Annotated in this window: 15 protein-coding genes; 3 read left to right on the top strand and 12 right to left on the bottom strand. The window is 71.4% G+C overall.

The genetic code is table 11. The features are described 5' to 3' along the window. The coding region (locus AB0H83_RS20685; RefSeq protein ID WP_360096057.1) for a hypothetical protein at positions 1-243 on the top strand (243 nt) is incomplete at its 5' end. A gap of 40 nt (positions 244-283) precedes the next feature. Here AB0H83_RS20685 and AB0H83_RS20680 read toward each other — a convergent pair. The 11 genes from AB0H83_RS20680 to AB0H83_RS20630 form a co-directional block, all read right to left on the bottom strand. Then, positions 284-640 carry a tetratricopeptide repeat protein gene (locus tag AB0H83_RS20680; RefSeq protein WP_360096054.1) on the bottom strand — a complete coding sequence of 119 codons (357 nt, stop codon included), beginning with the start codon at positions 638-640 and terminating at the stop codon, positions 284-286. Between the two features lie 52 nt (positions 641-692). Further along, the gene (locus AB0H83_RS20675) at positions 693-1,157 is read right to left on the bottom strand and encodes a hypothetical protein (protein WP_360096051.1); all 465 of its coding nucleotides are present in this window, start codon (positions 1,155-1,157) and stop codon (positions 693-695) included. A gap of 44 nt (positions 1,158-1,201) precedes the next feature. Beyond that, complete coding sequence (locus tag AB0H83_RS20670; RefSeq protein ID WP_360096048.1) at positions 1,202-2,029, bottom strand: lysophospholipase; 828 nt, start codon at positions 2,027-2,029, stop codon at positions 1,202-1,204. Positions 2,030-2,191: 162 nt separating this feature from the next. After that, on the bottom strand, positions 2,192-2,581 hold the full coding sequence (locus AB0H83_RS20665; RefSeq protein ID WP_360096045.1) for a VOC family protein: 390 nt from the start codon (positions 2,579-2,581) through the stop codon (positions 2,192-2,194). A gap of 42 nt (positions 2,582-2,623) precedes the next feature. Continuing rightward, positions 2,624-4,105: an L-arabinose isomerase gene (araA, locus tag AB0H83_RS20660; protein ID WP_360096042.1), complete on the bottom strand. Its 1,482-nt coding sequence runs from the start codon at positions 4,103-4,105 to the stop codon at positions 2,624-2,626. Next, positions 4,102-4,776: an L-ribulose-5-phosphate 4-epimerase gene (locus AB0H83_RS20655; RefSeq protein ID WP_360096039.1), complete on the bottom strand. Its 675-nt coding sequence runs from the start codon at positions 4,774-4,776 to the stop codon at positions 4,102-4,104. Before AB0H83_RS20655 ends, araA begins: the two co-directional genes overlap by 4 nt. Continuing rightward, a complete protein-coding gene (araB, locus tag AB0H83_RS20650) occupies positions 4,773-6,404 on the bottom strand; it encodes a ribulokinase (RefSeq protein ID WP_360096036.1) in 1,632 nt (543 codons plus the stop codon). Before araB ends, AB0H83_RS20655 begins: the two co-directional genes overlap by 4 nt. Then, positions 6,401-7,387 carry a galactofuranose ABC transporter, permease protein YjfF gene (gene yjfF, locus AB0H83_RS20645; protein ID WP_360096033.1) on the bottom strand — a complete coding sequence of 329 codons (987 nt, stop codon included), beginning with the start codon at positions 7,385-7,387 and terminating at the stop codon, positions 6,401-6,403. Before yjfF ends, araB begins: the two co-directional genes overlap by 4 nt. A 37-nt stretch (positions 7,388-7,424) precedes the next feature. Further along, positions 7,425-8,471 (bottom strand): ABC transporter permease, encoded by a 1,047-nt coding sequence (locus AB0H83_RS20640; RefSeq protein ID WP_360096030.1) that lies wholly within the window; start codon positions 8,469-8,471, stop codon positions 7,425-7,427. After that, positions 8,468-9,961 carry a sugar ABC transporter ATP-binding protein gene (locus AB0H83_RS20635; RefSeq protein WP_360096372.1) on the bottom strand — a complete coding sequence of 498 codons (1,494 nt, stop codon included), beginning with the start codon at positions 9,959-9,961 and terminating at the stop codon, positions 8,468-8,470. Before AB0H83_RS20635 ends, AB0H83_RS20640 begins: the two co-directional genes overlap by 4 nt. Positions 9,962-9,984: 23 nt before the next feature. Further along, positions 9,985-10,932 carry an ABC transporter substrate-binding protein gene (locus AB0H83_RS20630; protein ID WP_360096369.1) on the bottom strand — a complete coding sequence of 316 codons (948 nt, stop codon included), beginning with the start codon at positions 10,930-10,932 and terminating at the stop codon, positions 9,985-9,987. A 459-nt stretch (positions 10,933-11,391) separates the two neighbouring features. On the opposite strand from AB0H83_RS20630, the gene AB0H83_RS20625 reads away from it, so the two are divergent. Further along, positions 11,392-12,558, top strand: coding sequence for a LacI family DNA-binding transcriptional regulator (locus tag AB0H83_RS20625; protein ID WP_360096027.1), 1,167 nt, complete (start codon positions 11,392-11,394; stop codon positions 12,556-12,558). Between the two features lie 53 nt (positions 12,559-12,611). Here the strand turns inward: AB0H83_RS20625 and AB0H83_RS20620 are convergent, their stop codons facing one another. Beyond that, entirely contained in the window at positions 12,612-13,718 is a 1,107-nt protein-coding gene (locus AB0H83_RS20620) for a type III PLP-dependent enzyme (RefSeq protein WP_360096024.1), read from the bottom strand. A gap of 125 nt (positions 13,719-13,843) precedes the next feature. Here AB0H83_RS20620 and AB0H83_RS20615 point away from each other — a divergent pair, with 125 nt between their 5' ends. Further along, entirely contained in the window at positions 13,844-14,392 is a 549-nt protein-coding gene (locus AB0H83_RS20615) for a hypothetical protein (protein WP_360096021.1), read from the top strand. Position 14,393 lies beyond the last annotated feature (1 nt).

Here is a 14,393-nt window from a genome sequence, read left to right as displayed (position 1 = left end):
ACGCGGGACGGGGCGCGGGACGGGGCGCGGGACGGGGCGCGGGACGGGGCGCGGGACGGGGCGCGGGACGGGGCGCGGGACGGGGCGCGGGACGGGGCGCGGGACGGGTTGCAGGACGCCGCTCTGGCCGCGTTCGCCCTGCTCGTGCTGGTCGCACTGACCGCCGCCGGGCTGCCGCGCGAGCCGTCCGAGCCGCCCGGACCCCGGGGGGCCCGGGCGGCGTCCGGGCGCTCGGGGGCCTGAACGGCACGGCCGCCCCGGATGCAGCGGGGCGGCCGGCGGATCAGCGGGCGGTCTCGACCCGGCGGACGGCGTCGGCGTAGTCGGGGACGGTGGCCATCGCCGCGGCCAGGCGCAGGAACGGCAGGGCCTCGCGGGGCTTGTTCTGCCGCTCCAGGGTGCGGCCGAGCAGGTGGTGAGCGTAGTGGTCGCTCGGGTCGCGGTCCACGAGGGCACGCAGGTGCGTCTCGGCGCGGTGCAGCTGCGCCGAGGCGAAGTAGGCGCGGGCCAGCCACAGCCGCACCTCCGCGTTGCCGGGCTCCTCGTCCAGCACGGTGGACAGGATCTTCGCGGCCTCAACCGGGTCGCCGGCGTCGAAGTAGAGGACTCCCCTGCGGTACTCAGCCATGACGTCGTTCATGCAGGAGTGCAACGGCCGGGGCCGCCCGCGCATTCCGCCGGGCGGCGGCGGGTCACCTGCTCAGCACGCAGTAGATCGGCTCGCTCGGGGTGGACAGGAAGTACTCGAGGTTGTCGAAGCCGGTCCAGTCGCGCTCCGCGTGGGCGCTGAAGACCTCCTCGTCGTACTGCGGGGTCGCGAAGCGCACCTCCTGGTCCGTGTCGCCGGACTCCGGCACGATCCGCCAGGTGTACTCGCCGCCGGCCTTCGTCTCGCGCAGCCCTCCGGCGTCGTCGCGGACGCGGTGGATCGGCAGGTCGGTGACGGTGGCGGTGCCGTCGGCGCGGATGCTCACCGTGCCACCGCAGTCGCTGGTCCAGTCGCCGGCGATGTCCTGCTCGGTGAACGTGTGGCGCTGCCCGCCGAAGATCTCGTCGAAGATCAGCCCCGGGCCCGCGCAGCAGCCGCACCCGAGCAGCAGCGGCAGGACGAGCAGCGCGGCACCGACCTTGGTCCCGAGACGGGCACGCATCGACATAGCGGTGATCATGCAGGTCCGGCGGGGTTTTGCGGAAGGCGCGTTCAGTGCGTCTTGAGCCACGCGACCAGGTCGTCGAGGACGCGGTCGCGCTCGGGCTCGTTGAAGACCTCGTGGTGCAGGCCGTCGTAGATGTGCAGGGTGAGGTCGGCCGAGCCGGCGGTGTCGGCGATGAGGCGGCTGCCGGCGGGGTCGACGAGGCGGTCCTCGGCGCCGTGCAGCACGAGCGTCGGCAGCGTCAGCGACGGCAGCCGGCGCTGGAACACGGCCATCGTGGTGAGCATGGCGCCGCCGACGCCGGCCGGGACCTTGCCGTGGTAGACCAGCGGGTCGGCGTCGTAGGCGGCGACGACGGCCGGGTCCTTGGAGATGTACTTCGAGTCGAGGGCCTGCACCGGCGTGCCGGGCGCGACCCGGCCGAGGACCTTCGCCACGGCGATGGCGGGCCGGCCGATGCCGGAGCCGGGCACGACCGGGGTGCCGGACAGGGCGAGGGCGCGCAGCGACGCCTGGTGCTCCAGTGCGTAGGCGAGCGCGATCATGGCGCCCATGCTGTGCCCGATGAGGAACGGGACCTGGCCGGGGTGGCGGGCCGCGACCTCGCCGAAGAGCAGGTGCAGGTCGGCGGTGTACTCGTCGATGCTGCGCACATACATGCGCCGGCCGCCGGAACGGCCGTGGCCGCGGTGGTCGGGCGCGTAGACGGCCAGGCCGAGCTCGCCGAGGCGGGCCACGACGTGGTCGTAGCGCCGGGCGTGCTCCCCCATGCCGTGGGAGAGCACGACGACACCGTCGACGCTGTCCGGCGTCCAGGCGTCGTAGACGATGCGGGCCCCGCCACCGCCGGTGAGGCTGTGCTCTGCGCGCTGCATGGCAGCATCGTGCGCCCTGAACGCGCGTGAAGCAACCCGCGAGCGACGACGCGCGGCTGCCCCTGAACGAGCGCGAGGCAACCCGCGACCGGGAGAAAAGCAGGCCACCCCGCAAGGCAGGCCGCCCCTGCGCCGCCCGCAAGAAACGGCGCAGGGACAGGATCAGGACCCGGCGCGCTCGGCGGCGCTGCGCTCCACGCAGAACTCGTTGCCCTCCGGGTCGGCGAGGGTGACCCAGCCGGTGCCGTCGTCCTTGCGGAAGTCGGCGACCAGGGTCGCGCCCAGCCCGAGGATCCGCTCGACCTCCTCGTCCCGGCCGGCGTCGGTCGGCTGCAGGTCCAGGTGGACCCGGTTCTTGCCGGCCTTGCCCTCCGGGACCTGGATGAACAGCATCCCGGCGGAACCGTCCGGGGCCTCGATCGCGGCCTCGGTGTGCTCGGGGAGGTTCGGGTCGTCAGGGTTCTCGCGGAAACCCGTGACGGCGGCCCAGAACAGCGACAGGTCGTAGCACTTCGCGCAGTCCACGGTGATGTGCCTGATGCGTACGGTCATGCACCCACCTCACCAGTTCCGCATACGGAACGCAGCCGCTTTTCAGAACCCCCGCGCGAGGCGATGGTACGCCTGGTTCCAGCGGACCTCCTTGGTGAACTGCCGCACCGTCGTGTCCGCGTCGATGACCAGCAGCTCGGTGCCCGTCATGTCGGCGAGGTCCTGCAGCTCCTCGGTACCGACGGCAAACGACAGCACCGTGTGGTGCGGGCCACCGGCGGTGAGCCACGACTCCGCCGACGTCGACAGGTCCGGCCGGGGCTTCCAGACGGCGCGGGCGACCGGCAGCTTCGGCAGCGGCGCGGTCGGCGCGACCACGTCGATCTCGTTGGCCACCAGGCGGAAGCGCTCGCCGAGGTCGGCCAGGCCGAGCACGACGGCGGGGCCGGGGGTGGCGTCGAAGACGAGCCGGACCGGGTCCTCGCGGCCGCCGATGCCGAGCGGGTGGATCTCGCACGACGGGGTGTCCAGCGCGATGCTGGGGCACACCTCGAGCATGTGGGCGCCGAGGATGACCTCGTTGCCCGGGGTCAGGTCGTAGGTGTAGTCCTCCATGAACGAGGTTCCCCCACCCGGCGCCATCGCCTTGAGGGTGCGCACGAGGACGGAGGTCTTCCAGTCGCCCTCGCCGCCGAAGCCGTACCCGTCGGCCATGAGCCGCTGCACCGCCAGGCCCGGCAGCTGGCGCAGCCCGCCGAGGTCCTCGAAGTTGGTGGTGAAGGCCTTGAAGCCGCCGGCCTCCAGGAAGGAGCGCAGGCCCAGCTCGATGCGGGCGGCGTAGCGCAGCGAGTCCGCCCGGTCCGCCTTCAGCGCGGCGGAGACCCGGTAGGTGTCGTGGTACTCCTTGACCAGGCTGTCCACGTCGGCGTCGGCGGCCGCGTCGACGGCCTCCACCAGGTCGTTGACGCCGTAGGTGTTGACGGAGACGCCGAAGCGCAGCTGCGCCTCGACCTTGTCGCCCTCGGTCACCGCGACGTCGCGCATGTTGTCGCCGAAGCGGGCCAGCCGCAGCGAGCGCATCTCGGTCCAGCCGGCGGCCGCGCGGGCCCAGGCGCCGATGCGGGCGGTGACCCGCTGGTCGGTGACGTGCCCGGCGACGGTCTTGCGGGCCACCCCGAGCCGGGACTGGATGTAGCCGAACTCGCGGTCGCCGTGCGCGGCCTGGTTCAGGTTCATGAAGTCCATGTCGATGTCGGCCCACGGCAGCGCCACGTTGGCCTGCGTGTGCAGGTGCAGCAGCGGCGTGCGCAGCGCGTCCAGGCCGGAGATCCACATCTTCGCCGGGGAGAACGTGTGCATCCACGCGACCACGCCGACGACCTGCGGGTCGGCGTTGGCCTCCAGGCACACCCGCAGGATGTCGCCGGCGCTGGTCAGCACCGGCTTCCACACCACGCGCACCGCGATGTCCGGCGACTCGTCCAGCGTCGCGGCGATCTGCCTCGACTGGGTCGCGACCTGGTCGAGCGTCTCGGGGCCGTAGAGCCCCTGGCTGCCGGTCAGGAACCAGACCTCGTGCGTCATGATGTGCTCCTCTGCCCGCCCTGCGGCTGGCCGTAGACGTTCTGGTAGCGGTCGTGCAGCGACGCGACGGCCTGCTCCGGCAGCCGGTCGACGGTCCCGAGCTGCCGGGCGTAGTGCATGGTTCTGGCGACGTCCTCACACATCACCGCGGCCTTGACCGCGGCCTTGGCGGTGGGGCCGATGGTGAACGGGCCGTGCTGCAGCATCAGCACCGCCGGGGACGGGTGGCCGGTCAGCGTCTCGACGATCCCGCGGCCGATGGCGTCGGAGCCGATGAGGGCGAACGGCCCGACCGGGATGTCACCGCCGAACTCGTCGGCCATCGCCGTGATCGAGCACGGGATCGGCTCGCCGCGGGCCGCCCATGCCGTCGCGTACGGGCTGTGCGTGTGCACGACCCCGCCGACGTGCGGCATGTGCCGGTACACGTAGGCGTGCGCCTCGGTGTCGCTGGACGGGGCGTGCTCGCCCTCGACGAGCTTGCCCTCCAGGTCGCAGATCACCATGTTCTGCGGGGTCAGCTGGTGGTAGCCGACCCCGGAGGGCTTGATGACGAGCAGGTCCTCGCCGGGGACGCGGGCCGAGACGTTGCCCGAGGTCCAGGTGACCAGCCCCCAGCGGATCAGCTCCGCGTGCAGGTCGCAGACCTCCTGCCGCAGCTGGTCGATCACCGGGCCACCTCCTCGCGCAGTTCCCGCAGCCGGTGCAGGACCTCGTTGCCGCCGGCGGCCTCGGGGCGGCCGAAGTAGTCGTGCAGCCGGCGGTACTCGGCGTAGAGCCGGTCGTAGACGTCGGCGGCGGCCTGGTCGGGTGTGTAGACCGCGTGCTTGACCTTGCCCATCGCGGCCGCGGCGGCCCGCACGTCCGGGTACTCCCCGGCGGCGACCGCCGCGTGGATCGCCGAGCCCAGCGCCGGGCCCTGCTCGGAGTCGATGACGCTGATCGGGCGGCGCAGCACGTCGCTGTACACCTGCATGAGGAACGTGTTCTTGAGCAGCCCGCCCGCGGCGATGAACTCCGTGACCGGCACGCCGGCCGCCTCGAGGGTCTCCACGATGGTGCGGGTGCCGTAGGCGGTCGCCTCGATCAGCGCCCGGTACTGGTCCTCCGGCCGGGTCGCCAGCGTCTGCCCGACGACCACGCCGGACAGGTGGTGGTCCACGAGCACCGAACGGTTGCCGTTGTGCCAGTCCAGCGCGACCAGGCCGTGCTGGCCGGGCCGCTGGGCGGCGGCCCGCGCGGTGAGCTCGTCGTGCGTCAGGCCGGCCTCCAGCTGGGTCTCGACGAACCAGCCGAAGATGTCGCCGACGCCGGACTGGCCGGCCTCGTAGCCGTACAGGCCGGGCACGATCCCGTCGGCGACGACGCCGCACATGCCGGGCACGTCGGCGAGGGTGGCGCCGCTCATCACGTGGCACGTGGAGGTGCCCATGATGGCGACCAGCTGCCCGGCCTCGACCGCCTGGGCGGCCGGGGCGGTCACGTGCGCGTCGACGTTGCCGACCGCGACCGCGATCCCTTCCGGCAGCCCGGTCCATTCGGCGGCCTCGGCGGTGAGCCGGCCGGCGAGCCCGCCGAGCGGTGCCAGCGGGCCGTCGACCTTGTCCAGGAACGTGCCGAAGCCGGGGTGCAGCGCCTCGAAGTAGTCCCGCGACGGGTAGCCGCCGTCCTGGTGCGCGCCCTTGTACCCGGCGGTGCAGGCGTTGCGGGTCTCCACGCCGGTCAGCTGCCACACGATCCAGTCGGCGGCCTCGATGAAGCGCTCGGCCCGCGCGTACACCTCCGGGTCCTCCTCCAGGACCTGCAGGGCCTTCGCGAACTGCCACTCCGCCGACAGTTTGCCGCCGTAGCGGGCCAGCCACGCCTCGCCGCGCTCCTCGGCGAGGCGGTTGATCCGGTCCGCCTGGCGCTGCGCGGCGTGGTGCTTCCACAGCTTCGGGTAGGCGTGCGGCCGGTCCGGCAGGAGGTCGCCGAGGGGGGTACCGTCGGCGAGCACCGGCAGGAACGTGCACGCGGTGAAGTCGGTGGCGATGCCGACCACCTGCGTGGCGTCCAGGCCGCCCTCGACCGAGGCCAACGCGGCGGGGACGGCGTGGCGCAGTACGTCGACCCAGTCCGAGGGCATCTGCAGCGCCCAGTGCGGCGGCAGTGCCTCGCCGGTGGCCGGCAGGGTCCGCTCGACCGCGCCGTGCCGGTACTCGTGGACGGCGGTGCCCACCTCGGCCCCGTCGTCGACCCGGACCACGACGGCCCGGCCGGACAGGGTGCCGAAGTCGACCCCGACTACATATCGCGTCATGTTGTTCTCCGCGCCACGGCCCGCTGCAGCACGATGAACGCGAACAGCAGCGCACCGATGACGATCTTGGTCCACCACGAGCTGAGGGTGCCCTCGAACGTGATGATGGTCTGGATGAGGCCGAGCACGAGGACGCCGAGCACGGTGCCGAACAGGAAGCCCGAGCCGCCGGTGAGGACGGTCCCGCCGATGACGACGGCCGCGATCGCGTCGAGCTCCATGCCGAGGGCGTGCAGCCCGTAGCCGGAGGAGGTGTAGAAGGTCAGCAGCACGCCGCCGAGCGCGGAGCACAGGCCGCTGATGGTGTAGACGGCGATCTTCGTGCGCCCGACGGGCAGGCCCATGAGCATCGCCGACTGCTGGTTGCCGCCGATCGCGTAGATGTTGCGGCCGAGTCTCGTGTACGCCAGCACGTACGCCGCGATGAGCACGGCGACGAGCGAGATCACGACGCTCCACGAGATGTGGAACCCGCCGAAGCGGATCTTGTAGTCGGCGAGGGACGTCCACAGCGCGTTGTCGATCCGGATCGCCTCGGTGCTGATGACGTAGCACAGGCCGCGGGCCAGGAACATGCCGGCGAGCGTGGCGATGAACGGCTGGATGTCGAAGAAGTGGATGATGCAGCCCATCGCCAGGCCGATCAGCGCGCCGGTGAGCAGCACCACCGGCAGCACCGCGAGCGGCGACCAGCCGGCCCGCACCAGCGACGCGAAGATCATCGTGGTGAGCGCGACGACCGCGCCGACCGACAGGTCGATGCCGCCGGTCAGGATCACGAACGTCATCCCGACCCCGACGACGAGCAGGAAGCCGTTGTCGATGAAGACGTTGAGCACGATCTGGGTGTCGCTGAAGCCGGTGTACCGCACGACGCCGGCGCCGTACATCACGCACAGCAGCGCCAGGGTCGCCAGGACCGGGATGTGCCGCTGCTGCGGCCTGCGGATCACCCGCTTCTGCAGCGCCTCGAACGTGGTCATGCCGTCACCTCCGCCTTCTGCAGCACCTCGAACGCGGTCATGCGGTCACCTCGACCTTCTGCGGCGCCTGGGGTGCGGCGGGCGTGGACGGCCGGCGGCGCTGGAACTTCTCGCGGAACTTCGGCGCCTGGGCCAGGCACAGGACCACCACGACGACCGCCTTGAACAGCAGCGTCACCTCTGGCGGGATGCCGACGGTGTAGATGGTGATGTCGAGGGTCTTGATGATGACCGCGCCGAGGATGGTGCCGGCGATGGAGAACCGGCCGCCGGCCAGCGACGTGCCGCCGATGACGACGGCGAGGATCGCGTCGAGCTCGATGAGCAGGCCGGCGTTGTTGCCGTCGGCGCTGGACACGTTGGAGCTGATCATCAGGCCGGCGATGCCGGCGCAGAGCCCGGCGAACACGTAGACGATGAGGATCAGCCAGCGCGACTTGATCCCGGCGAGCCGGCTCGCCTCGGCGTTGCCGCCGACGGACTCCAGCAGCAGGCCGAGCGCGGAGCGGCGCACGACGAGCCCGGCCACCACGGCGACGCCGACGGCGATGATGACGCACAGCGGCAGGCCGAGCCAGTAGCCGGCGCCGATCATCTTGTACGGGCTGCTGTTGATCGTGATGATCTGCCCGTCGGTGATGAGCTGGGCCAGGCCGCGGCCGGCGACCATGAGGATCAGCGTGGCGATGATCGGCTGGATGCCGATGGTCGCGACGAGGAACCCGTTCCACACGCCGAGCGCCAGCGACAGCAGCAGTGCGAGCCCGACGGCCAGCAGCACGCCGGTGACGGCGTTCTGGTCGTCGAGCTTGCTGATGCGCAGGCACGCGATGGCGCCGGCGATCGCGACGACGGCGCCGACGGACAGGTCGATGCCGCCGGTGGCGATGACGAGCGTCATGCCGAGCGCGACCAGCCCGAGCGGCGCGCTGGCGCGCAGGATGTCGATGATGCTGCCGTACAGGTGGCCGTCGCGGAACTCGACCTTGAAGAAGCTGCCGGAGAAGAACACGTTCGTGACGAGCAGCACCACGAGGATCGCCGCCGGCCAGAACAGCCTGTGCTTGGTGATCGTCGCTGTCATGCGCCGCTCGCAATCGTCTCGGTGAGGCGGTCGAGGTCGACCGCGTCGGTGTTGTCCAGCTGCGTGACCAGGCGGCGGTCGCGCAGGACGCCGATGCGGTGGCTCAGGCGCAGCACCTCCTCCAGCTCGGCGGAGATGAACAGCACCGCCATGCCCCCGTCGGAGAGTTCGACGACCAGCCGCTGGATCTCGGCCTTGGCGCCGATGTCGATGCCGCGGGTCGGCTCGTCGAGGATGAGCAGCCGCGGCTCGGTGATGAGCCACCGGGCCAGCAGGACCTTCTGCTGGTTGCCGCCGCTGAGGTTGCGGACGGGCAGCTCCGGGTCCTTCGGGTTGATGTTGAGCGCATCGATGTACTTCTGCACGAGCTCGTCCTGCCGGCGGCGGGGCAGCGGGCGGGTCCAGCCGCGGGCCGCCTGCAGGGCGAGGATGATGTTCTCCCGGACCGACAGCTCCTCGACCAGGCCCTCGGTCTTGCGGTTCTCGGAGCAGTACGCGATGTCGTGGCCCATGGCGGTGCGCGGCCCGTGCAGCGTGACGGGCCTGCCGTCGATCTCGACGCGGCCGCTGTCGGCGCGGTCGGCGCCGAAGAACAGCCGGGCGAGCTCGGTGCGGCCGGAGCCCAGCAGCCCGGCGAGGCCGACGACCTCGCCCTTGTGGATGGTGAGGCTGAACGGCTCGATGGCGCCGGTGCGGCCGAGCCCGTGCGCCTCGGCGACGGCCTCGACGCCGGTGAACGAGCGCCTGCCGGCGTCCTCGAGCCGCTCCAGCAGCGCCAGCTCCTTGCCGATCATGAGGCTGACCAGCTGCAGCTGGCTGATGTCGGCGACGAGGTGCTCGCCGACGAGACGGCCGTTGCGCAGGATCGTCATCCGGTCGCAGATCTCGTAGATCTGGTCGAGGAAGTGCGAGACGAACACGATCGCGATCCCCTGCGCCTTGAGCTGCCGCATGATGCGGAACAGCTGAGCGACCTCACCGGCGTCGAGGCTGGAGGTCGGCTCGTCCAGGACGAGGACCTTCGCATCGACGTCGATGGCGCGGGCGATCGCGACCAGTTGCTGGACGGCGAGGGAGTACGTCGACAGCTGGGCGGTGACGTCGAGGTCGAGCTCCAGGCGCTGGAGCAGCTCCGTGGCGCGGCGCCGCATGACGCCCCACTGGATCCGGCCGAAGCGGGTCGGCTCCCGGCCGATGAAGATGTTCTCCGCGACCGACAGGTTCGCGCAGAGGTTGACCTCCTGGTACACGGTGCTGATCCCGGCCTCGGTGGCCTGCTGCGGCCCGGCGAACCGGACCGGCCGGCTGTCGAGGCTGATCTCGCCCTCGTCGATGTCGTAGACGCCGGTCAGCACCTTGATCAGCGTCGACTTCCCGGCGCCGTTCTCGCCCATGAGGGCGTGGATCTCGCCGGGAAAGAGGCGAAAATCCACACCCTCAAGGGCCTTGACGCCGGGGAACTGCTTGCTGATGCCGCTCATGCTCAGCATTGCGGTCCCCATGGTTGCGCCTCTCAGTACTTGCGGTCCGGCAGGGCGGCCTTCGCCTGCTCCGGGGTGAAGGTGGTCTCCTCGGTCAGGACGCGCTGCGGGATGGTCTCACCGGCGATGACCTTCTTGGCCAGGTCCATCAGCTGAGGGCCAAGCAACGGGCTGCACTCGACGATGAAGTTGATCTTGCCAGCGGCAAGGGCCGTCATGCCGTCCTTGACCGCGTCGACGGTGATGATCTTGATGTCGACGCCGGGCTTCTTGCCGGCCGCCTCGATCGCCTCGATGGCGCCGAGACCCATGTCGTCGTTGTGCGCGTAGAGCACGTCGATCTTCGGGTTGGCCTTCAGGAAGGCCTCCATGACCTCCTTGCCCTTGGCGCGGGTGAAGTCACCGGTCTGCGACGCGATCACCTTGAACTTCGGGTCGGCCTTGATCACGTCGGCGAAGCCGGACTTGCGGTCGTTGGCGGGCGCCGAGCCGGTGGTGCCCTGCAGCTCGACGATGTTCACCGTGTCGGCCTTGCCCTGGTACTCCTTGACCAGCCACTCGCCGGCCTTCTTGCCCTCCAGGACGAAGTCGGAGCCGATGAACGTCTTGTAGAGCGACGTGTCCTTCGAGTCGACCGCGCGGTCGGTCAGGATCACCGGGATCTTGGCGTCCTTGGCCTCCTTGAGCACGGTGTCCCAGCCCGACTCGACGACCGGCGAGAAGGCGATGATGTCGACCTTCTGCGCGATGTAGCTGCGGATGGCCTTGATCTGGTTCTCCTGCTTCTGCTGCGCGTCGGAGAACTTCAGGTCGATGCCGGCGGCCGTGGCGGCCTCCTGGATCGACTTGGTGTTGGCGGTGCGCCAGCCGCTCTCCGCGCCGACCTGCGCGAAGCCCATCGTGATCTTGCCGTCGTCCTTCGCGCCGCTGCCGGCGTCGCCTTCCTTCTCGCCGCCGCACGCGCTGAGCGCGCCGACCATCAACAAGCCGCCGAGCACGGCCGCGGACCACTTCTTCAGCACTACGCCTTCTCCTCACGGGGTGTCTGTGCCTGTGCGCGTGAACGTTCACATTCAAGGGCGGACCACCCTACCGCCGGGGTGTGTGGCGATAGGGGTAGCTCGCTTCGGCCTGGGTTACATTGGCCGTCGCGGTTGTATGTCGAGAGTGTTAGCGTTCTCATCCCCGACGTCAAGTCTGTGACGTCGATTCGTGACCGGAGGTGCTCGTTGGCCCACCCCGCGCGCTCCGGGCGGGACCGCGGAGCCTCCGCCCGCGCCGCCGCTTCCACCGCCGCTCCCACTGACCGTGTCGCCACTCCTACGGAACGTAGCGTCACGGGGATCGCCGGCGGCCCCGCTTCCACCGGCCGCGACGCGTTCGACCCCGGCCGTGACCTGCGCGGACGCCGAGCGCCGCGGGCCGTCGACGGCGGTGCGGTGCCGCGGGCCGTCACCGGCGGTGGGGTGCCGGTGCCGGGCGAGACCGACGGGGTGCCGGCGCGGCGGGCGGGCCTGCCCGGGCCGACGGCACCTGACCGCAGCCGCCGGGGGCCGGTCGCGCACGCCGGTGGAGCCGCGCCCGACGCGGTGGCGGCCCCGCCGCCGCGCAAGGTCGGGATGCGCGACGTGGCCCGCCTCGCCGGGGTGTCGCACCAGACCGTGTCGCGGGTGCTCAACGACCTGCCCAACGTCAGCGACGGCACGCGCAGCCGGGTGCTGGACGCGGTGCGGATCCTCAACTACCGCCGCAACCTCGCCGCGCGGACGCTCGTGACCAGCCGGTCCCGCACGATCGGCCTGATCGGCTTCGAGACCACCCTGGCCGGCCCCGCCTCGATGATCTACGGCATCGAGAAGGCCGCCCGGGAGGCCGGGTACTACGTCAGCATCGCCACGGTGCGGTCACTGGACCGCCACGCCGTGCTCGACGCAGTCGAGCAGCTCTGCGCGCAGGCGGTCGAGGGCATCATCGCCATCGCCCCGAAGAACTCCGTCGCCGACGCGCTCGCCCAGGCGCCACCGGGCACCCCGGCCGTCGGGGTGGGCGGGGCCGACGACGGCGCCGTGCCCATGCTGCGGGTCGACAACGTGCGCGGCGCCTGCCTCGCCACCCGGCACCTGCTCGACCTCGGGCACCGCACCGTGCACCACGTGCCGGGCCCGGCCGACTGGCCCGAGGGCCGGGACCGCATCGACGGCTGGCGGCAGACCCTGCACGCGGCGGGCGCCCCGGTGCCGCCGGTCGCCGCCGGCGACTGGTCCGCCCGCTCCGGCTACCAACGCGGCCAGATCCTCGCCGCCGACCCCGCGGTCACCGCCGTCTTCTGCGGCAACGACCACATCGCGCTGGGCGTGCTGCGCGCGTTTCACGAGGCGGGCCGGTCGGTCCCCGAGGACGCCAGCATCGTCGGGTTCGACGACATGCCCGAGTCCGGCTACTTCCTGCCCCCGCTGACCACGGTCCACCAGGACTTCGCCGAGCTCGGCCGGCGCAGCGTCGACCTGCTCGTCGCCCGCCTGGACGGCGCGCCGGCGCCCACCGCCCCGGTCCACCTGACCCCGTCGCTGGTGGTGCGCGCCAGCGCCGCCCGCAGCCACGCCTGACCGAGATGATCCCGAACGGTTCCGGTAGCCGGGGCTACCGGAACCGTTCGGGATCATGAGCGCCGCGGCACCCCGCGCACGCAGCGGACCTCGGGCGGGTCGAAGCCGTTGAACGACGAGGCGTAGACGCTGGTGTAGGAGCCGGCGCTGCCGATGTACACCTCGTCGCCGGTGCACAGGCCGGCGGACAGCTCGACGTCGAACATGATGGTGTCCTGGCTGTCGCAGGTCGGGCCGGTCAGGTGGCAGCGTTCGCGGGCCGCGGCGCGCCGCGAGTCGGTCACCGGGAAGCGCAGCTCGTTGCCGGTCTCCAGGCACTCCATCAGGCCGTTGAACGCGCCGACGTCGAGGTGGATCCAGCGCCGGCCGTGGCGCACCGCGGTGCCGATGACGGTGGCGCGCAGGGTGCCGGCGGCGGCGACCACCGCGCGGCCCGGCTCGATCACCACCTCGACGGGGTACGGCAGCCCGTCCAGACCAGTTCTGATCGCCGCCGCGTATTCCGACAAAGGCGGCACCGCGCGGCCGTAGCGGGCTGGGAAGCCGCCGCCGATGTCGACCATGTCGAGCAGCACCTGCTCGGCGGCGAGCTTCTCCATCACCTGCGCGACCGCACGCAGCGGCGCCCGCCACGCCTGCGGCAGCAGCATCTGGGAGCCGACGTGGAAGGCGACGCCGAACGGGCGCAGCCCCCGGTCGCGGGCGGCGAGCAGCAGCGTGACGGCGGTGGCGGTGTCCACGCCGAACTTGCCCTCGCTGGGCACGCCGCTGCGGATCTGGTGGGCGGCGAGGCGCACGTAGACGGCGGCGCCCGGGGCCGCCGCGGCGAGCTTGTCCAGCTCGTCCTCGGAGTCGAACGCGAAGCGCCACAGGCCGCCGGCGTGCGCGCGGGCGATGTGGGCCGGCGGCTTCACCGGGTTGCTGAACAGCGCGCCGGCGGGGTCGACGCCGACGGCGGCGAGCAGGTCGAGCTCGGTGGCGGAAGCGACCTCGAAGCGGCAGCCGAGCCCGTGCAGCTCGGCCAGGATCTCGGGGTGGGGGTTGCACTTCATGGCGTAGTGCACCGTGAGCCCCGGCAGGCCCGCGACGAGTGCATGGTACTCCGCCGCGACGCGGTCGAGGTCGATGAGCAGCTCCGGCGTTCGGCGGCCGTGGTCCACCCTGCCCCCTGTCCACTTGATTCTCCGTGGTCAGGATATTGCGCATCGTGACATCTGTACTACCGTCAATGAACCATCTATCGAAATATACTGATCAAGGCCGGCACGGATCGGAAGTGTTGGACATGAACGTCAAGACCGTCGACCAGGTACAGGGCGAACTGCGCGAAGCGGCCTGGACGCTCTACTCCGAGGCGTTCGAGGAGCTCAACGCCCTGGCGGTGCAGCGGCACCTCATGTACCGCAACGAGTTCGACGACGTGATGGACGACCCGCGGGTCACGAAGTACCTCTGCCTCGACGACGACGACACGCTGCGCGGGCTGGCCGTCTACACCAACGACCTGGACTCGATGCCGCTGATCTCGCCCCAGTACTTCCAGCGGCGGTGGCCGCAGCACTACGCCGAGCGGCGCATCTGGTACTGCGGCTTCGTCGCCGTGCAGCGCGACGGGCGGGCCGCCACCGCGTTCGGGGAGCTGGTCACCGCCATGTATCTGGCCGCGGCCACCCAGAACGGGCTGATCGCGCTGGACTTCTGCCGGCGCACGGACGAGGTCCGGCACATGTCCCGGGTGGTGCGGCTGATGCTGCACCGGCTCTCCGGCGACGTGCGCACGCACCGCCTCGACGAGCAGCAGTACTGGCTCTACGAGTTCCCCACCGCCGCCTGAC

It is taken from the genome of Dactylosporangium sp. NPDC050688 (genome assembly GCF_040654515.1).
Taxonomy (GTDB): Bacteria; Actinomycetota; Actinomycetes; order Mycobacteriales; family Micromonosporaceae; genus Dactylosporangium.
This window is presented reverse-complemented; position numbering and strand designations above follow the sequence as displayed.